The following is a 17942-nucleotide window of genomic DNA, read 5'->3' on the forward strand; positions in this document are numbered from 1 at the left end:
GCCAAATACGATTCCGGGCAACTTCGGTCCCCGCCGGCTGCGCCTAGGTGTCGGTCGGCATGGCCTCGGTGAGGCGGACGGTGCTCAGGATCTTCTGGATCGTCGCCTCCGGGATCTCCTCCTTGACGCCCTTGGCGCCGAAGAGGTTCCAGGTGACGAAGTCGCCCGCGCCGTTCTCGAACGCGAAGGTGATCGCCTTGCCCTCGCTGTCGCACTTGCCGTTCTGCGGGGTGTTCTCCGAGTGGGCGGTGGCCACGCTGCCCTCGATGCCCGAGGTCGTGGTGTACGGCTTGGGCTTGGTGAACTTCACGCTCTTGCGGTCCGGCTGGGTGTACCCGCCGAAGATCCACCACGGCACCCGGGTCTCCGCGGCCTCGGCGAGGTCCTTCGCGCCGTTCTCGCCGCGGGTACCGGCGGTGACCAGGGCGGTGTCCTCGGTGCGGCCGTCCTTGTCGGAGTCGACCGTGCACCACTTGGACTTGAGGTAGGCGGGGGCGGTGACGGTGGACCGGTCGAGCTTGCCGTCTTTGTCCTCCCACTCGAAGCCGACGCTGGTATCGGCGTTGTCGATCTCCCAGTCGGCGGGCACGTCGAACATCGTGCCGAAGCGCGGGTTGACGACGACCTTCCAGCCCTCGACGGTCGGCTCCAGCTCCTCCTCGCCGCGCGGGTCGGCCTCAGAGCCGGACTCGGAGGCGGTGGGCTCGGCCGACTTGCTCACGGTCGGCTTCGGCGACGCCTTGCCGTCCGCCTTGTCGCTGTCGTCGCCGCCCAGCACCAGGAGCCCGGTGACACCGGCCGCCACGACCACGGCCGTGGCCGCCACGATCGCCACCAGCTTGGTCCGGTTGCCGCCGCCCCCACCGCCCTGCGGAGCCGGCGCCCCGGCCGGGGTCGGCGCGCCCCACTGAGGCTGCTGACCGTAGGCGTTGGGCTGCTGATAGCCCGGCTGCTGGTACGGATTCGGCTGCTGGTACCCCGGCTGCTGGTACGGGTTGTTCTGCTGCTGCGGGTTCTGCTCGCCCCCGGGCGGCTGCTGTCCTGGCCACATGGGCAGCAACCCTAACGGCGCCAGGGACACGATTCGGTCACCGGACCTTGTCAGGGACGTAGCAAAACGGTGGCGGATCGGCGGAACGTCCGTACGGCGAGCGGGACGGGAATCTGGCCAGCGACGCTACTCGTGGGTAACATGCCGCCATGAGCGCAGATCAGATGTCGATCGGCGAGTTGCTCGCCGCCACGGTGCCGATGGTTCGGACGCTGAACCTGGAGTACCTGGAGACCACCCCGGAGAAGGCCGTGCTGGCCCTTCCGGACCAGAGCGAGTACCGCAACCACGTCGGCGGACCGCATGCCGGTGCCATGTTCACGCTGGGGGAGTCGGCCAGCGGGGCGATCGTGCTCGCCGCCTTCGGGGACCAGCTGTCCCGGGCCGTGCCGCTCCCGGTCACCGCGGAGATCGCCTTCAAGAAGATCGCCCTGGGGGCGGTCACCGCCACCGCGACGCTGGGCCGTCCGATCGACGAGGTCGTCGCCGAGCTCGACGCGGGCGAGCGGCCGGAGTTCCCGGTGAGCGTGGCGATCCAGCGCGCGGACGGCGCGGTCACGACCGAGATGACCGTGGTGTGGACGCTCCGCCCCAACGGCTGACCGGACACAGAGTTCTTCCGCAGAGGGTCCCCGGTGGGGGCCCTCTGTGTCATGTGCGGAGAATCCGTGCGGTAATCCCCTTGCCGTGCGCACACCTTCGGGATTGGTTCGGACCACAGCTTCGAATGCCGGTGCGGATACCGGCGGTAACTATTCTGCATTCCAAGGCACTTGCCTAACGGGCCCTTCGAACTCCTTGTTTCCCGTCAGTCGTTTGTGCGAAAGTGAGCGCCCCCTCACGGGGTGTGCCGCAAGCGGCCTGGAAGGAAATGATTCCGTGCAATCCCCTTACCCCCCACGCCCCCCGTACCCCCCACGCCCAGGACTGCACCTCGAAGACTCCGACCGTGATCTCCTCGCCCGTCTCGCACCGTCAGGCACTGGTGCCGACGGTGTTCCGTTGCTGATGGCCCGGCACTGGCGGCCCGCCCACGAGTACGCCGTGATCTGCCTGGCCGTGGCCGGTAGCCCGGCGTCCATGGTGACCGCGAACGCCTTCCACCGGGTCCTCGGCAAGCCGGCCGGCGGCGCGCTGCGTCCCCAACTCCTCATGGCCGTACGCGAGACGGTCAAGGAGTGGGCGGCCGACGAAAGGATTTCCGCCGCCCTTCCGGAACTCCGTAAAACGACCGGAGCCCGTGGGCTTCGGGCGGCGAGGTCCGTGACCCCTGAAAGGCGACGGCTCGCCGAACACGCATTCCGGGCCCTTCCGGGCGCCTCGCAATGCCTCTTGTGGCACACCGAGGTCGAGGCGGAACCCATATCCGTACCGGCTGGTCTGCTGGGCGTGGACGGCGTGACGGCATCGGCCGCCCTGGAGCAGGCCCGCGAGCAATTCCGCACCGCCTGTGTCCGCGCCCACCATGAACTCGCGCCCACCCGGGAATGCCGCTTCTACAACCGCCTCCTCGATGTCCCGATCCGCCGGGGCGGTTCGCTGCTGCCCGATGTCCAGCGGCACCTGACCGAGTGCCGCTACTGCCGGCAGGCCGCCGAACAGCTCAGCCACTTCGAGGTCGGCCTGGAGGAACTGCTCGCCGAGACGGTCCTCGGCTGGGGCGCCCGGCGCTATCTGGACTCCCGCCCCGGCCGCGCTCACGAGCACCCGACGACATCGGCACGCGCGCGTGGCGGACGCCACCGGCCCGTCGCGGCACGGAAGACGACCCGGCCCGCCGGGCGGACCAAGGTCGTCGTCGGTGTCGGTCTGACCTCCCTCGCCCTGCTCGCGACCGTCCTGATCAGCAAAGGCTGGACGGATGACAACGGTGTCCCCGCCCCGCACGCCACCTGGGGCGCGCCGAGCGCGGCCACCGAGCCGCCGACGCCGGACCCCGCCTCCGTGAGCCGTTCCCCGGAACTGGGCCACGGCCGACTGCGCAACCTCGGCACCGGACTCTGCCTCGACCTCCACGGCGCGGCGCCCCGGCCCGGCGTGGCGACCGTCCTCGCGGGCTGCTCGGCCGCCGGATCCCAGCGGTGGTCGTACCGAAGCGACGGCCTGCTGCGCAGCGCCGCCGATCCCACCCTCTGCCTGAACTCCCGCGCCGAGGAGGGCACGGTCGTGCTCGATGACTGCCTGGTGCACGCCGGCGAGGTGCGCCACGACCTCACCGTGCACGGCGAGCTCCTGCTCCGCGGCGACCAGGACCGAGTCGTGGCGCCCGGCGACGAAAAGGACGTGACGGTCGCGGGGCGGGACGGATCCGCGGACCAGCGCTGGGCGTTCGACACCCCGGAGGTGAGGAAGGAGCGGCAGACCCCCGACCGGAGCCGGCAACAGGAGCCGTACGAGACCCGCGTCGCCCAGGCCGACACGCGTACAGAACCCGAACCGGCAGCTCAGCCCGACCCCGTGGACGGGGCCGCTTTCCTCCCCGCCGGGGCGCTGGACACCCTCTCCGCGGTCACCGAGCCGCTCGACTCGCTGCTCTCCTAGACCAAGGGGCCACTCCCACCGGGGTGGCCCCTTCTCTGCTCGGCTTATTGACACGAGTCACCGCCGGTCCTACGTTTCCGACGCGCCGGTGGCGTCGCTCACGGGGTGTCAAGTCCGATTGACGCATAGTGCGTTCAAAGGGCGAAGACAGACCGGGCGCTCCAGCGCACCGCGGTTCACATCGTCGTGCCCGCACACCGAAGGAGTGACGGCTGCCATGACCGACACTGTTTCCCGGCGATCCGCCCTGCGGCTGGTGGGCGGCGCCGTCGCCGTCGCCGCCGCGGCGACCGGTGGACCGGCCCCACTGTCCAGCGCCCACGCGCACGGCCGAACCGGCCCGAGCGCCGGGCGGCGCGTCGAGAGCCTCCTCGCCCGGCTCACCCTCGACGAGAAGATCTCGCTCCTGCACGGCGCCACCGACCCCGCCCCGCTCGGCCAGGCGGGCTACCTCCCGGGCGTCGAGCGCCTGGGCATCCCGCCCCTGCGCCTGGCCGACGGCCCGGCCGGGGTCCGGGTCACCGCACATGCCACCGCCCTGCCCGCACCCGTCCTGCTGGCCTCCGCCTTCGACCCGGAGCTGGCCCGCCGCTACGGCCGGGTCATCGGGCACGAGGGCCGCGCCCTCGGCCAGGACGTCCTGCTCTCCCCGATGGTCAACCTCATCCGCACCCCGTACGCCGGGCGCAACTTCGAGACGTTCAGCGAGGACCCGCTGCTCGCCTCCGACCTGGTGGCCGCCGAGATCGAGGGCATCCAGGGCGAGGGACTCGTCGCCACCGTCAAGCACTTCGCCCTGAACAACCAGGAGCGGGACCGCGAGACCGTCGACGTCCGGGTGGACGAGCAGACCATGCACGAGGTCGAACTGCGCGGCTTCGAGGCCGCCGTCGGCGCCGGCGCCGGCGCGGTCATGGGCGCCTACAACAAGGTCAACGGCACCTACGCCTGCGAGAACAAGGCCCTCCTCACCGACATCCTGCGCACCCAGTGGGGGTTCGAGGGCCTGGTGATGACCGACTGGTTCGCCGCCCACAGCACCCACAAGGCCCTCACCGCGGGCCTGGACCTGGAGATGCCGGACGGCACCCACTTCGGCCCGGCGCTGCAGCGGGCCGTACGCGACGGCAGCGTGGCCGAGCGGTCCGTCGACCGGGCCGTACGCCGGATCCTGTCGGTGATGGACCGGTTCGGTCTCCTCGACGGCAGCGCACCGCCGAGACCCGCTCGCGACAGCCGGGCGGGAGCGGCCGTGGCGCTGGAGGTCGCCAAGGCGGGCGCCACCCTGCTGCGCAACGAGCGCGGCACCCTCCCGCTGACCGGCGGCAGCATCGCCGTGATCGGCCAGCCCGGGTCCCTGCCCTTCATCAGCGGCGGCGGCAGCGCCCATGTCGTGCCCGACCGCGCCGACAGCCCCCTCGACGCCCTCCGCGCCCGCGGCGGCCGGGTGACCCACGCCCTGGGCGAGGACATCTTCGGCAAGCCCCTCCCCGCCGCCGCGCTCAGCCCTCGCTTCGCCAGCGAGGGCAAGCGGGTCGAGGCGGGACGGACCTGGTCGTACGACGGCACGCTCACCGTCGACGAGGACGACGAGTGGACCTTCGTCATCCACTACTCCGGCGCGCCGACGATCCGGCCGAAGGTGGTCCTCGACGGCGAGGAACTCTTCCCGCTCGTGCCGGGCTGGGGCGAGTACTTCATGGGCGGTTACGTCACCACCGCCGCCGACGGGATGTCCGTGCGCCGCAGGACGGTCGAGCTCGCCCGGGGCCCGCACAAGCTGAGGATCACCGCACCGGGCGGGGACACCGGGCAGGAGTTCCGGTTGCGCCGTATCACCAGCGCGACCCGGGCCCAGGACGTCGCCGAGGCCGTACGGGCCGCGCGCGCCGCCCGCCAGGTCGTCCTGTTCGCCTACGAGGACGCCACCGAGGGACAGGACCGCACCACCCTCGAACTCCCGGGTCAGCAGGCCGGGTTGATCGAGGCGGTGACGGCGGTGAACCCGCGCACCACCGTGGTCCTCAACACCTCCTCCGCCACCTCGATGCCCTGGCTGGAGCGCACGGGAGCCGTGCTCCAGATGTACTACCCGGGTCAGGAGGGCGCGGCCGCCACCGCCGCCGTCCTGTTCGGCGACTGCGATCCCGGCGGACGCCTCACCCAGACCTTCCCCGTCGACGACGACCGCCATCCCGTCGCCGGGGACCCGCGCCGCTACCCGGGCGTCGACGGCACCGAGGTCTACTCGGAGGGCGTCCACGCCGGACACCGCTGGTACGACGCCGAGGGCCAGCGCCCGCTGTTCCCCTTCGGGCACGGGCTGTCGTACACCTCCTTCACCTACGAGGACGTCTCCGCGCAGTGGAACCGGCGCGGCCTCGACGTGCGCTTCACGGTCCGCAACACGGGGCGGCGCGCCGGGATCGCGGTTCCGCAGGTGTACGTGGGCCGCTCGCCCGACCTGGAACTCGACCAGGCGGTACGGGTGCTGGGCGGGTACCGGCGGCTCGCGCTGGACGCGGGGCGGCGGCGCCGGGTGACCGTGCGGGTCGCGGCGCGGACGCTGTCGTCCTGGGACGCGGCCCGCCACGACTGGGTGCTGGGCACCGGGCGGCGCAGCGTGTGGGTAGGGGCGTCCGCGGGGGATCTGCGGCTTCGTACGAGTGTGGAGGTGCACGGGTGATACGTCCGAGTGTGGAGGTGCACGGGTGATACGTCGTGTCGTGACAGCACTGGCGGCCCTCGCGGCCGCGGTGATCGTCCCCGCCCCGGCGCAGGCGGCCGAGGGGCAACGGGGGCCGGTCGTACGCACCGAGGCGGGGCTGGTGCGCGGTGAACGCACCGCCGAGGGGCGGCAGTTCCTCGGAATCCCGTACGCCGAGGCGCCCGTCGGCGCGCTGCGCTGGAAGGAGCCCCGGCCGGTCCGCCCCTGGCAAGGCGTCCGCGGCGCCCGCGACTTCGGCAACAAGTGCGTGCAAGGCGCGAGTTGGGACCCCGGGTACGAGCGGCCCAGCCACACCGAGGACTGCCTCGACCTCAATGTCTACGTGCCCGAGGGCTCCCGGCAGCGGGCGGTGCTCGTCTGGTTCCACGGCGGCGGACTCACCGCCGGAGCCGGTCAGGACGTCGTTCCCGACACCTTCGCCCGGCAGACCGGCACGGTCGTCGTGACCGTCAACTACCGCCTCGGGGCGATGGGCTTCCTTGCGACAGCCGGCCTCGACGACGAGGCCCAGGACGGCGTCTCCGGCAACTTCGGCATGCTCGACCAGCAGGCCGCGCTGCGCTGGGTGCGCGCCAACATCGGCCGCTTCGGCGGCGACCCTCGCCGCGTGACCATCGCGGGCGAATCGGCGGGCGGCCGCTCGGTCTGCACCCAGCTCGCCTCGCCCACCGCGACGGGCCTGTTCCGGGCGGGCATCATCCAGAGCGGCGCCTACGACGACTGCGCCGCCCGCACCCGGGAAACGGCGGTGGAACAGGGCGCCGCCTTCGCCGAGAAGCTCGGCTGTGCCACGGTGGCGTGTCTGCGCGGTAAGTCGTCCGCCGAGATCCTGGCCGCGCAGGGCGGCTTCGACTGGGGACCGGTGACCGGCGGCGCCTTCCTGCCCGTGCAGCCCGCCGCGGCCTTCGCCTCCGGAACGGCGGCCGGGGTGCCGGTGATGAACGGCGCCAATCTGGACGAGGGGCGGCTGTTCGCCTTCGGCCGCTTCGACGGGGCGGGCGCTCCGCTCACGGCCGACCGGTACCCGGCGGTGATGCGGGCCTCCTTCGGCGAAGAGGCGCTCGCCCGCTACCCCCTGACCGCCCACCCCTCCCCGACGATCGCCTTCGGTACCGCCCTCGGCGACCGGATGTTCGCCTGCTCCGCGCTCCGGCTCGACGGCACGCTCGCCGGACGCGGCCCGGTGTACACGTACGAGTTCGCCGACCGTACCTCCCCGCCCTTCGCCTCCCTGCGCGGCCTCGGCACCGACTTCGACTTCGGCGCCACCCACGTCAACGAGGTGCAGTACCTCTTCAAGCACTTCGGCCTCAAGACCCCGCTGAACACCGAGCAGCGGGCGCTGGCCCGGCAGATGGTCCAGTACTGGGGCTCCTTCGTCCGCACCGGAGTGCCCCGCGCCCACGGGCAGCCCGCCATGCCGGAGAGCGGGCCGGAGCGAGTGCTGTTGCTGCGGACGGCGTCCGCGGGCGGCAACGCTCCGACCACGTCCGTGTACGGCGACCACCAGTGCGACCTGTGGGACGCGGAGGCACCGCGCTGAGCAGGTAGGCTTCCCCGGCGCGCGCTCGCCCACGAGCGCGCGCCGGGAACACGCCCGGAGGAGAGGAAGCGGCGTTGCACGTCCAGGAATGGCTCGAAACGGTGCCCCCGCTCGCCATCTATCTGCTGGTGGGCGTAGTCATCGGTCTGGAGAGCCTGGGCATCCCGCTGCCCGGCGAGATCATCCTGGTCTCCTCGGCGCTGCTCGCCTCGCAGCACGGTGAGATCGACCCCGTGATCCTCGGCGCCTGCGCCACCGCGGGCGCCATCGTCGGTGACTCCATCGGCTATGCCATCGGCCGCAAGGGCGGCCGGCCACTGCTGGCGTGGCTGGGCGGCAAGTTCCCCCGGCACTTCAGCGAGGGGCACATCGCGACCGCCGAGCGCTCCTTCCAGAAGTGGGGCATGTGGGCCGTCTTCTTCGGCCGCTTCGTCGCCCTCCTGCGCATCTTCGCGGGCCCCCTCGCGGGCGTCCTGCACATGCCGTACTGGAAGTTCCTCACGGCCAACGTCCTCGGCGGCATCCTCTGGGCGGGCGGCACGACGGCGGTCATCTACTACGTGGGCGTGGTCGCCGAGTCCTGGCTGAAGCGGTTCTCGTGGCTGGGCCTGGTGGCGGCGGTCCTGATCGGCCTGACGTCGTTCCTGATCCTGAAGCGCAAGGCGAAGCGGGCGCCGTCCGCGGAGCCGGAGCTGGTGAGCGCCGGGGAGTAGGGCTCCCTCCGGGGCGCGGGGAACCGCGCGATCGACCCCCGCGCCGCCGCAGACCGCATACGACCCCTAGTGACCGTGCTCTTCTCGGTGAGCCCCTGCCAACTGCGCATACATCGTCCCGTTGAGCGTGATCCCCTGACGCTCCTCTTCCGTGAGCTCCCGCTTGACCTTCGCAGGCACTCCGGCCACGAGCGACCCGGGCGGCACGATCATCCCCTGCGGTACCAACGCCTGCGCGGCGACCAGGGAACCGGCCCCGATCACCGCCCCGTTGAGCACGGTCGCCCCCATCCCGACGAGGCAGTCGTCCTCCACGGTCGCCCCGTGCACCACGGCGTTGTGCCCGATGGAAACACGTTCCCCCACGGTGACCGGAAAGCCGGGGTCCGCGTGCAGGGTGCAGTTGTCCTGCACGTTGCTGCTCGCGCCGACGGAGATCCGCTCCACGTCACCGCGCAGCACGGCGCCGTACCAGACGCTCGCCCCCGCCCGCAGCGTCACGTCACCGATCACCGAGGCGGTGGGCGCCACGAAGACGTCCTCGTCCACCTTCGGCTCCCGGCCGCCGATTCCCTTGATCATCATCGCCTCCCGGTCATGTGACTCAGGGCACCGTACGCCACCGGTTGGGGTGAAGATCACAGGCCCTCCGGTTCATCAGGGCGCCGGACGCTCAGTACGGTGAGCGCGTGCCGAAGAGCAAGAACACGTTCTCATCCTGGCGTCGCCGAGTGGCGCAGCGGGCCGTCCACGCGGGCTGGGCCTGGGTGCAGCGCACCGGCTCGGTGACGGCCGAGCGGCCGGGGCGCTTCCACTTCGGCGCGATCGGCGAGGCCACCCGCCTGGCGTTTCCGCTCGGCACGGTCTTCGGCGAACCGTGGATCCACCTGGGCTCCCACTGCATCGTGGGCGAGCAGGTGACGCTGACCGCGGGCCTGATGCCCGACCTCGACCTCGGCCCCGAACCGATCCTGCGCATCGGCGACGGTGTCGTCCTCGGCCGGGGCAGCCATGTCATCGCCGACACCACGGTCACCATCGGCAGCGACTGCTACTTCGGCCCGTACGTCTACGTCACGTCCACCAACCACTCCTACGACGACCCGCACGAGCCCATCGGCAAGCAGTGGCCGCGGATGGAGCCGGTGTCGATCGGACCGGGCTGCTGGATCGGCACCGGCGCGGTGATCCTGCCGGGTGCGCGGATCGGCCGGAACGTGGTCGTGGCGGCCGGGGCCGTGGTCCGCGGCGCGGTCCCCGACCACGCGGTCGTGGCGGGCGCGCCCGCCCGGGTCGTACGCCGCTGGACCCCCACGGACGGCTGGCAGCCCCCCTTGCGGACACCGGCACCGGTCCCCATACCGGACGGCGTGACCTCGCAGCAACTGGCGGCCCTGGCGGACCTGGACGAGGAGTCGGTGGCGCGACTGGCGGAGCTGGACGCGGAGGGGTGAGCTGAGGAGTGAGCTGAGCTGACGGGTGCAGAGCCTGGGCATGGGCGTGGTGGCAGTCGCCAGGGCGGGAGTGTCCGCCGGTCCTGGTGTGGGCTGTGCTGGCCCGGTGCCGGTGCCGGTGCCGGTGCCGGTGCCGGTGGCGGGCACCGAGGGTTGATGGGGCGGGCCGTCCTGGATTGAGCGGGCGCTGCCCCGGGCGCCTCCCGGCGGGGGCGGCTGCGTCGGTGTTGCTAGCGGGCGGCGACAGCCGGGCCGGGTCGGGCGGGGTTGGACCCCATGACGGGTGGCCGTTGCGGTGGGGTGTCGAGGTCTGTGGGCGTGGGCGTTGCTGGTCATCCCTCCGAGTGGCTGTGCTGGACGTGCCCGGCGGTTGGGGCTGATGTGGGCGGGCGCCAGTGGGGCCTATGCGGGTGGGCCTCTGCGCCGGTGTCGATCCCGGGCGGGATGGTCGCCGTCGGGGGCGGTGAGATGGTTCAGCCCGTGGCCAGCAATAGCGTGCCGGCCAAGGCCAGGCCTGCTCCCGCCGCCTGGATCCCGCGGAGCCGTTCGTTCAGGGTGATGCGGGCGGCCAGGGCCGTCACCACCGGGAACAGGGAGGCGAGGACCGCCGCCACGGTGACCGGGCCGTTCTGGGCGGCGATCGAGTACGTGCCGTTCGCGGCGACATCGGCGAGCCCCACGAAACCGAGCGCCGGCAGCGCGCGCCAGGGGAAACCGCCCTCGGGCAGGGCGGGGGAGCCGCGCCGCACCGAGACGTACAGGGCCGTGCCGCCCACGACGACATTGGTGACGCGCTGGACGAACAGGGCCAAAAACAGGCCCGTGAGGGACGTCGACGCTTCGGAGATCAGCGCCATCACCGCGCCGAACCCGAGCGCGGCGACCAGCGTCAGCACGATGGCCCGGCGCTGCACCGGGGCGCCCTTGACCTGCGGCCCGCTCGCGAGTACCACCCCCGTCACGGCCGCCACGATCCCGCCGAGCTGGAACATCCCGGGACGCTCGCCGAGCGCGAGGCCCACGCCCACGGGGACGGCGACGCTCAGTGAGCACAGCGGGGACACCACCCCCATCGGGCCGAGGGCGAGCGCCTTGTAGAAGGCGAACATCGCGACCGGTCCGACCACCCCGGCGGCGACCGCGAACCACAGCTGCGGGACGATCTCGGTCCAGCCGCCGGTCGCGAGGACCATCACGCCCAGCACGACCACGGCGACCGACTGCGAGACGACCACCACGGTGAGCGCCGGGATGCGCCGGGCCAGCAGTCCGCCGCCGAAGTCGGCCAGCCCCCAGAGCAGACTGGTGGCCAGGGCGAAGAGTGCTGTCACGGGGCTGCCTCGCAGTACAGTTCGGTGCACGATCGGGTGCACCCCACCGTAGTGCAGTAAATTGAACCGTGCCATTCACTGTGATGGACCAAACGTTGGACGGAACGTGTCGGACCTCGACCTGCTGACCCAGTCCCTGGCCCGCAACGTCAAGCACTGGCGTGCGGTACGCGGCTTCACCCTGGACGTGCTCGCCACCCGGGCCAACGTCAGCCGCGGGATGCTCATCCAGATCGAGCAGGCGCGCACCAACCCCAGCCTCGGCACGGTCGTGAAGATCGGCGACGCGCTCGGCGTGAGCATCACCACGCTGCTGGAGTACGAGCAGGGCCCGCAGGTCCGTATCGTCCCCGCCGACCAGGCCGTACGGCTGTGGCGCACCGACACCGGCAGCTACAACCTCCTCCTCGCCGGCACCGAGGCACCGGGACCGCTGGAGCTGTGGGAGTGGCGGCTGATGCCCGGCGAGAGCAGCGCCTCGGACCCGCATCCGACCGGCACGGCCGAACTGCTCCACGTCCTGGAGGGCGAGCTGACCCTCACCGTGGACGGCGTGGAGTACCGCGTCCCGGCGGGCGCGACCGCCTCCTTCGAGGCCAACACCCCCCACACGTACGGCAATACCGGCGAGGTGCCGATGCGCATGGTGATGGCGGTCTCCGTCCCACCCGTCAACTGAGCGGCGCCGCACGCTTGCTACCGTGCGGCCATGCGCGCACCCATCGGACACTTCGACCGGGCCGTCCCGGCCCCCGACTGCCTCGACGAGCTGACCGCCCCGGTCGCCGACGCCGTACGCCACTGGAGCGGCGCCGTCCCCGCCGAACAGATCGTCTACGTCGACACCGACCCGCAATGGGCCGACACCGCCGTGTTCGTCGAGCACTACGGCCAGGAGCTGCTGGAGCAGTCCGCCAACTGTGTCGTGGTGGCGGGCAAGCGCGGCGGTGAGACCACACTCGCCGCCTGTGTCGTGCTCTCCACCACCCGCGTCGACGTCAACGGTGCCGTCCGCCGCCAACTCGGCGCCCGCAAGGCATCCTTCGCCGCCATGGACACCGCGACCGGCGAGACCGGCATGGAGTACGGCGGCATCACCCCGATCGGACTGCCCGCCGACTGGCCGGTGCTGGTGGACTCCGCCGTGGTCGACCTTCCTTACGTCCTCGTCGGCAGCGGACGCCGCCGCGGCAAGCTGCTGGTGCCGGGCAAGGCATTCGCCGAGCTGCCCGGAGCCGTCGTACTGGAAGGGCTCGGGCTCGCCTGAGCTCAGGCCGCCGTGTGGTGGGCCAGCGGCAGATGTGGATCCGCCTCGCCGGGCACGGGCGCCGGGTCCGCGTGGACCAGGGCCGCGGTGAGCCGGGGGACGGCGTGCAGCAGGGCGTGCTCGGCGTCGACCGCGATCGCGTGGGCCTGCCGTACCGTCGCCTCGCCGTCCACCACGACCGCGACCTCCGCGCGCAGCCGGTGCCCGATCCAGCGCAGCCGCAGCTCGCCCACCCCGCGCACCCCGGGCACCTCCCGCACCGCCCGCTCGGCCCGGTCCACCAGGGCCGGGTCCACGGCGTCCAGCACCCGCCGGAACACCTCCCGCGCCGCGTCCCGCAGCACCAGCACGATCGCCGCCGTGATCGCCAATCCGACGACCGGGTCGGCCAGTTGCCAGCCGAGCGCCGCCCCGCCCGCGCTCAGCAGCACCGCGAGCGAGGTGAATCCGTCGGTACGGGCGTGCAGACCGTCCGCGACGAGTGCGGCCGAGCCGATCGCCCGGCCGACCCGGATCCGGTACCGCGCCACCCACTCGTTGCCCGCGAACCCCACCAGCGCCGCCGCGGCGACCGCGGGAAGATGCTGGACGGGGCGGGGGTCCAGCAGCCGGTCGAACGCCGTCCACGCGGCGAACGCCGCCGACGCCGCGATGGTCAGCACGATCACCAGCCCCGCCAGGTCCTCCGCGCGGCCGTAGCCGTAGGTGAAGCGCCGGGTAGCCGCGCGGCGGCCCAGCACGAAGGCGATGCCGAGGGGTACGGCGGTCAGCGCGTCGGCGGTGTTGTGCGCGGTGTCGCCGAGCAGGGCCACCGAGCCGGACATCGCCACGACGACCGCCTGGACGAGTGCCGTCGCGCCCAGCACCGCGAGCGACACCCACAGCGCGAGCATGCCGCGGGCCGATGACTCCAGGGCGTTGTCGAGCTTGTCGGCCGTGTCGTGGGAGTGGGGCCGGAGGAGGTGGGTGATGCGGTGGCGGCGCGTGGGGTGGTGGTGCGGTGGGTGGTGGTGCGGAGGGTGGTGCGGGTGGCTCACGGGGCCCCCTTGCGGTGACGGCGGTTCCGGTGGCGGGCGGTTCCGGTGACGGCGGTTCCAGTGACGGTGGTGGACTTACCCGGTCCACGGCGTCATTATGTGCGTATGAGCGCACGCATGCACCTGTCATCTGCGCACGATGCGCATCCGCGCACCCCCGGCGAGGAGCAGTTCGCCCTCGCCGCCGAACTCCTCGCCCTCCTCGGCGACCGCACCCGCCTTGCCCTGTTGCACGCGCTGACCCGGGAAGAGGCCGACGTCAGCACGCTCACGGAGGCATGCGGAGCGGCCCGGCCCGCCGTCAGCCAGCATCTGGCACGGCTGCGTCTCGCCGGTCTGGTGAACACGCGCAAGGAAGGCCGCCGGGTGATCTACTCCCTGCACGACGGCCATCTGCGGCGGCTGGTGGAGGAGGCGCTGAAGGTGGCGGACCACCGGATCGGCGACCGGCCCCCGCATGACTGAGCGGCAGTACGGGTGCTTGTGACCTAGCCGTACGTGTTCTTGCCCAAGTACTGCTCCGCGAAGGCGAGTCCCGCGGACGGGGAGCCGAGCAGACGGTGCAGCCGGGCCAGCGCGGTGCCCGCGCGATGCGGGTCGCCGGAGGAGGCGCCGTGGTACACCTCCGACAGCCACTGCGAGAACTCCTGGTAGTCCCAGACTCGGCGCAGACAGGCCGCCGAGTAGCCGTCCAGGCCGCTCCCGTCGCCCTTGGTGAGCTGTGCGACGAAGGCGTCGCCGAGCAGGAAGGCGTCGTGCAGGGCGAGGTTCATGCCCTTGGCCGCGATCGGCGCGGTGAGATGGGCCGCGTCCCCGGCCAGGAAGAGCCGGCCGAACGCCATGGGCTCCACGACGTAACCGTGCATGTCCAGCACGCGCTTCTCGATCAGCCGTCCCTCCGTCAGCCGGGGCGCGCCGGCCGCGCCGAGCCGCTGCTGGAGCTCGGACCAGACCCTTTCGTGGGACCAGTTCTCCGGGTCGTCGCCGGGCGGGCACTCCAGGTAGTAGCGGGTCACCTCGGGGCTGCGGGCCATGTGCCCGGCGAATCCGCGCGGATGCATCCCGAACACCACGCAGTCGTTGGACGGCGGCGCCTCGGCGAGCAGCGCCAGCCAGCCGATGCCGTAGTCGTACCGCGAGATCTGGGCGCGGCCGGGCGGCAGTGCGTCCCGGCTCACTCCGCGCGCGCCGTCGCAGCCCGCGATGAAGTCACAGTGCACGGTGTGCCGTTGGCCCGAGCCGGGGTCCGTGTACGACACGGAGGGGTGGTCCGAGTCCAAGTCGTGCAGCTCCACCTCCCGCACGCCGAAGCGGATCGCGCCGCCGCGCACGTCCGCGTACTCCCGCACCAGGTCCGTCACCAGCAACGGCTGCGGATAGACGTAATGGTGATGCCCCGTCAGCTCGGCGTACTCGAACCGGTGACGCCGCCCGGCGAACCGGAACTCGCACTCATTGTGCACCTGGCCGTGGGCCAGCAGGTGCGCCGCGAGGCCGCGCTGATCGAGCCCGCGTACGGCCCACTCCTCCAGGACGCCGGCCCGCGGCCGCCGCTCGATGAACTCACGGCTCTCGGTCTCCAGGACCAGACAGTCCACGTCGGCGGCGCGCAGGACGTTGCCGATGGTGAGCCCGGCCGGTCCCGCGCCGACGATGACGACCGGAAAGCGGTGTGCGGCACCGGGGTTGGGGTGGGTGGGGAGGGAAGTCACCCGAGCATTATGTGCGCGCCGGGCCTCAGGCGTCCGCCGCGCAGCGGAATCCCGCGTGGCCGCTGGCGCTGTCCGGGGTGTTGGCGCTGCGGGCGGCCACCCGGTAGCGGTTGCAGTAGGAGGCGTGGCACAGGTAGGAGCCGCCGCGGATCACCTTGGCGGTGCCCTCGGCCGGGCCTACCGGGTCGACCGCTCCGCCCTGCTCCCCGGCGCGGTGCTCCGTGGACCACCAGTCCGCGCACCACTCCCACACGTTGCCCGAAGTGTTGTACAGGCCGTAGCCGTTGGGCTCGAAGGCGGTCACCGGAGCCGTGCCGGAGTAGCCGTCGGCGGCGGTGGTCCTGGTGGGGAAGGTGCCGCGCCAGATGTTGCAGCGGTGGGTGCCGTCCGGGTCGAGTTCGTCGCCCCAGGGGTAGCGTCGCCGGCTGAGGCCGCCGCGGGCCGCGTACTCCCACTCGGCCTCGGTGGGCAGCCGCTTGCCCGCCCAGGCCGCGTAGGCGGCGGCGTCGTACCAGGAGACGTGGACCACGGGATGGTCGCCGCGCCCGGCGAGATCGCTGCCCGGGCCCTCCGGCCGGTCCCAGGCCGCCCCCGCGATCGCGCACCACCAGGGCGTCCGCTCGGGCCGCGGGGCGCCTTGGCGCAGCGCGGCGGGCAGGAACCCGGCGAAGACGTACGACCAGTCCAGGCGCTCGGCGTCGGTGAGGTGGCCGGTGTCGGCGACGAAGGCCGCGAAGTCGTCGTTGGTCACCGCGCAGGCGTCGATGCGGAAGGGGTGCAGCCGCACTGTCCGGACCGGGCCCTCGGCGTCGTCCGGGAAGCCTTCCGAGTCCTCGGCGCCCATGAGGAACTCGCCGCCGGGGAGCAGGATCATGCCGTCGGTCGAGGCGGGGCGGCCGTCGGGGAGGGCTGGGCGGCTTGTGGCGGTCTGCGGCGGCGGGTTGAGCGGGCCGCCGGTCGCGGACGACGGCGTGCAGCAGCGGTTGGGGGAGCGGGGGTCGGGCATCGATGCTTCCTCGGGGGCGGACGAGCGGGCGGGCGCGGACCCTGTCTACGCCCTGCTCTTGTGCGTCACCGGTTGAACGTCACCGCTTGTGCTTTACCGCAGGAGGGGGATCTCGATGGCCGGGCAGCGGTCCATGACCATCTCCAGGCCGGCCGCCCGGGTGCGGTCGTAGGCGGCCTCGTCGATGACGTCGAGCTGGAACCACACCGCCTTGGCGCCCTTGGCCACGGCGTCGTCGGCCACCGGTCCCGCCAGCTCGCTGTTGACGAAGACGTCGACGACGTCCACGTCGAAGGGGATGTCCGCGAGGGAGGCGTAACCCTGCTCGCCGTGCACCGTCTCCGCCTTGGGGTGGACCGGCACCACGCGCTTGCCGTAACGCTGGAGCACCTGGGCGACGCCGTACGCCGCACGCCGCTGGTTCGACGACAGACCGACCACGGCCCAGGTGTCGCCGAGCTCGGTGAGGATCTTGCGGACCGTCGCTTCATCGCCGTACACCCAGGGCCTCCTTGACCTCATGACGTGCCTGTTGTCCGCACAACGGCCAACGGGGCGGGGAGATTCCCGGGCCGAGGTGCGGTTTCCCGGGCGGATGGGCCGCTCCCTGTCCGGAAAACCGCGCCGCGTGCTGCGCCGGGGCGCGCGCCCGCCTAGGCTCGGGGAGTGCTGCGCATCATCGACTCCCGAACGGGGGTCCCCGTCGAGGCCGCGCCCACCCGGCGCGGACTGACCCGCGTCGAGGCCCACGCCCCGGGCTTCGACACCGGCGCCCTCCGCGTGCTCCTCGTCGCCGATCTCCTCGTCCGCGCGCTGGAACTCGGCGGTACCCCGGTCTGGGCCGTGCTCCACGGCGAACGGGAACAGCCCGAGCTGCGGGCCGGGGCCGCGGCCCTGGGGATCCGCCCGCTGGAGGACAGCCGTGAGGCCGGCCGTGGGCTCGGTGAGAAGCAGGTCATCCATGTCGTGCCGGAGGACGGCCCGGCCCCGGACGGCGTCCGCGTCCACGTCGCGCCCGTCCACGCCACGTCACCCGCGCCGCTCACGGGCGCCGACCCCGTCGCCCTGCGCCTCGCCCTGCTCAGCCGGCGCCGGGACCGGCCGGTACGGCTCGACACGGCCGCCCTGACCGAGGCCCACGACACCCTCGTCCGCTGGCGGCGCGCGGTCGCGTCCTGGGCGCGGCACCCCTCGCGGCCCATCCCCGAGGAGGTGCGCACCGATCTGCACGGCGCCTGGGAGGACGACCTGGACCTGCCCGGTGTACTGCGGCTGCTGGCCCGCGTCGAGACCGACCCGGACCTCCCGGACGGCGCCCGCTTCGAGACCTACGCCTACGCCGACCGACTCCTCGGCCTGGACCTCACCCGCGACCTGGGATCCCCCGAGTGATCGCGTACTCGGGGACGGGTCGGCGGGGTTGCCGGGTGGCGCGGTGGGGGGTGCGGCGCGAAGGGATGCCGGATCGGCGCCGCCGGACGGTGTCCGCCGCGGGTCGGCCGGCCGTTCGGCCTGGAACGTCCCTGCGGTTGGGGGTCCCGGACGTGATCGCGCGCATC

General features: G+C 72.6%; 17 protein-coding genes. 10 read left to right on the top strand and 7 right to left on the bottom strand.

Going from position 1 to position 17942, the window contains the following annotated elements:
• Positions 1-43: 43 nt before the first annotated feature.
• Positions 44-1051, bottom strand: coding sequence for a hypothetical protein (locus tag ACFYW5_RS15780; RefSeq protein WP_389417549.1), 1008 nt, complete (start codon positions 1049-1051; stop codon positions 44-46).
• A 164-nt stretch (positions 1052-1215) separates the two neighbouring features.
• Between ACFYW5_RS15780 and ACFYW5_RS15785 the strand changes: the two genes are divergently transcribed.
• The 5 genes from ACFYW5_RS15785 to ACFYW5_RS15805 all read left to right on the top strand — a co-directional run bounded on the left by ACFYW5_RS15785 (position 1216) and on the right by ACFYW5_RS15805 (position 8576).
• The gene (locus ACFYW5_RS15785) at positions 1216-1653 is read left to right on the top strand and encodes a DUF4442 domain-containing protein (RefSeq protein WP_389417970.1); all 438 of its coding nucleotides are present in this window, start codon (positions 1216-1218) and stop codon (positions 1651-1653) included.
• A 406-nt stretch (positions 1654-2059) separates the two neighbouring features.
• Positions 2060-3592, top strand: coding sequence for an RICIN domain-containing protein (locus ACFYW5_RS15790; RefSeq protein ID WP_389417550.1), 1533 nt, complete (start codon positions 2060-2062; stop codon positions 3590-3592).
• Between the two features lie 217 nt (positions 3593-3809).
• Positions 3810-6278 carry a beta-glucosidase gene (locus ACFYW5_RS15795; RefSeq protein ID WP_389417551.1) on the top strand — a complete coding sequence of 823 codons (2469 nt, stop codon included), beginning with the start codon at positions 3810-3812 and terminating at the stop codon, positions 6276-6278.
• Between the two features lie 40 nt (positions 6279-6318).
• Complete coding sequence (locus tag ACFYW5_RS15800) at positions 6319-7863, top strand: carboxylesterase/lipase family protein (RefSeq protein ID WP_389417552.1); 1545 nt, start codon at positions 6319-6321, stop codon at positions 7861-7863.
• Between the two features lie 74 nt (positions 7864-7937).
• Positions 7938-8576 (top strand): DedA family protein, encoded by a 639-nt coding sequence (locus tag ACFYW5_RS15805; protein WP_389417553.1) that lies wholly within the window; start codon positions 7938-7940, stop codon positions 8574-8576.
• 66 nt (positions 8577-8642) lie between these two features.
• On the opposite strand, the gene ACFYW5_RS15810 is transcribed toward ACFYW5_RS15805, so the two are convergent.
• A complete protein-coding gene (locus tag ACFYW5_RS15810) occupies positions 8643-9161 on the bottom strand; it encodes a gamma carbonic anhydrase family protein (RefSeq protein WP_389417554.1) in 519 nt (172 codons plus the stop codon).
• Between the two features lie 104 nt (positions 9162-9265).
• Here ACFYW5_RS15810 and ACFYW5_RS15815 point away from each other — a divergent pair, with 104 nt between their 5' ends.
• Positions 9266-10030: an acyltransferase gene (locus ACFYW5_RS15815; RefSeq protein WP_389417555.1), complete on the top strand. Its 765-nt coding sequence runs from the start codon at positions 9266-9268 to the stop codon at positions 10028-10030.
• Between the two features lie 473 nt (positions 10031-10503).
• Here ACFYW5_RS15815 and ACFYW5_RS15820 read toward each other — a convergent pair whose 3' ends face one another.
• Positions 10504-11361 carry an EamA family transporter gene (locus ACFYW5_RS15820; protein WP_389417556.1) on the bottom strand — a complete coding sequence of 286 codons (858 nt, stop codon included), beginning with the start codon at positions 11359-11361 and terminating at the stop codon, positions 10504-10506.
• A gap of 106 nt (positions 11362-11467) precedes the next feature.
• Here ACFYW5_RS15820 and ACFYW5_RS15825 point away from each other — a divergent pair, with 106 nt between their 5' ends.
• Positions 11468-12040 carry an XRE family transcriptional regulator gene (locus ACFYW5_RS15825; protein ID WP_389417557.1) on the top strand — a complete coding sequence of 191 codons (573 nt, stop codon included), beginning with the start codon at positions 11468-11470 and terminating at the stop codon, positions 12038-12040.
• A gap of 30 nt (positions 12041-12070) precedes the next feature.
• Entirely contained in the window at positions 12071-12628 is a 558-nt protein-coding gene (locus ACFYW5_RS15830; RefSeq protein WP_389417558.1) for a YbaK/EbsC family protein, read from the top strand.
• Between the two features lie 2 nt (positions 12629-12630).
• Here ACFYW5_RS15830 and ACFYW5_RS15835 read toward each other — a convergent pair whose 3' ends face one another.
• Positions 12631-13665 carry a cation diffusion facilitator family transporter gene (locus tag ACFYW5_RS15835; RefSeq protein WP_389417559.1) on the bottom strand — a complete coding sequence of 345 codons (1035 nt, stop codon included), beginning with the start codon at positions 13663-13665 and terminating at the stop codon, positions 12631-12633.
• Positions 13666-13770: 105 nt separating this feature from the next.
• On the opposite strand from ACFYW5_RS15835, the gene ACFYW5_RS15840 reads away from it, so the two are divergent.
• Positions 13771-14130, top strand: a complete 360-nt coding sequence (locus ACFYW5_RS15840; protein WP_389417560.1) for an ArsR/SmtB family transcription factor — start codon at positions 13771-13773, stop codon at positions 14128-14130.
• Positions 14131-14153: 23 nt separating this feature from the next.
• Here ACFYW5_RS15840 and ACFYW5_RS15845 read toward each other — a convergent pair whose 3' ends face one another.
• The 3 genes from ACFYW5_RS15845 to ACFYW5_RS15855 all read right to left on the bottom strand — a co-directional run bounded on the left by ACFYW5_RS15845 (position 14154) and on the right by ACFYW5_RS15855 (position 16884).
• Positions 14154-15377, bottom strand: a complete 1224-nt coding sequence (locus ACFYW5_RS15845; protein ID WP_389417561.1) for a 4-hydroxybenzoate 3-monooxygenase — start codon at positions 15375-15377, stop codon at positions 14154-14156.
• 25 nt (positions 15378-15402) lie between these two features.
• Positions 15403-16383, bottom strand: coding sequence for a formylglycine-generating enzyme family protein (locus tag ACFYW5_RS15850; RefSeq protein ID WP_389417562.1), 981 nt, complete (start codon positions 16381-16383; stop codon positions 15403-15405).
• 93 nt (positions 16384-16476) lie between these two features.
• Positions 16477-16884 (bottom strand): CoA-binding protein, encoded by a 408-nt coding sequence (locus ACFYW5_RS15855; protein ID WP_389417563.1) that lies wholly within the window; start codon positions 16882-16884, stop codon positions 16477-16479.
• A gap of 165 nt (positions 16885-17049) precedes the next feature.
• On the opposite strand from ACFYW5_RS15855, the gene ACFYW5_RS15860 reads away from it, so the two are divergent.
• Entirely contained in the window at positions 17050-17775 is a 726-nt protein-coding gene (locus ACFYW5_RS15860) for a hypothetical protein (protein WP_389417564.1), read from the top strand.
• Positions 17776-17942: the final 167 nt, after the last annotated feature.

The sequence above is a fragment of the Streptomyces sp. NPDC002779 genome, from assembly GCF_042888685.1.
Lineage (GTDB): Bacteria > Actinomycetota > Actinomycetes > Streptomycetales > Streptomycetaceae > Streptomyces.

Bases quoted from the DNA above. Each gene is read 5' to 3' on its own strand.
- ACFYW5_RS15780 (WP_389417549.1), bottom strand. From the start codon at position 1,051: ATGTGGCCAGGACAGCAGCCGCCCGGGGGCGAGCAGAACCCGCAGCAG.
- ACFYW5_RS15785 (WP_389417970.1), top strand. From the start codon at position 1,216: ATGTCGATCGGCGAGTTGCTCGCCGCCACGGTGCCGATGGTTCGGACG.
- ACFYW5_RS15790 (WP_389417550.1), top strand. From the start codon at position 2,060: ATGGCCCGGCACTGGCGGCCCGCCCACGAGTACGCCGTGATCTGCCTG.
- ACFYW5_RS15795 (WP_389417551.1), top strand. From the start codon at position 3,810: ATGACCGACACTGTTTCCCGGCGATCCGCCCTGCGGCTGGTGGGCGGC.
- ACFYW5_RS15810 (WP_389417554.1), bottom strand. From the start codon at position 9,161: ATGATGATCAAGGGAATCGGCGGCCGGGAGCCGAAGGTGGACGAGGAC.
- ACFYW5_RS15830 (WP_389417558.1), top strand. From the start codon at position 12,071: ATGCGCGCACCCATCGGACACTTCGACCGGGCCGTCCCGGCCCCCGAC.
- ACFYW5_RS15840 (WP_389417560.1), top strand. From the start codon at position 13,771: ATGAGCGCACGCATGCACCTGTCATCTGCGCACGATGCGCATCCGCGC.
- ACFYW5_RS15850 (WP_389417562.1), bottom strand. From the start codon at position 16,383: ATGCCCGACCCCCGCTCCCCCAACCGCTGCTGCACGCCGTCGTCCGCG.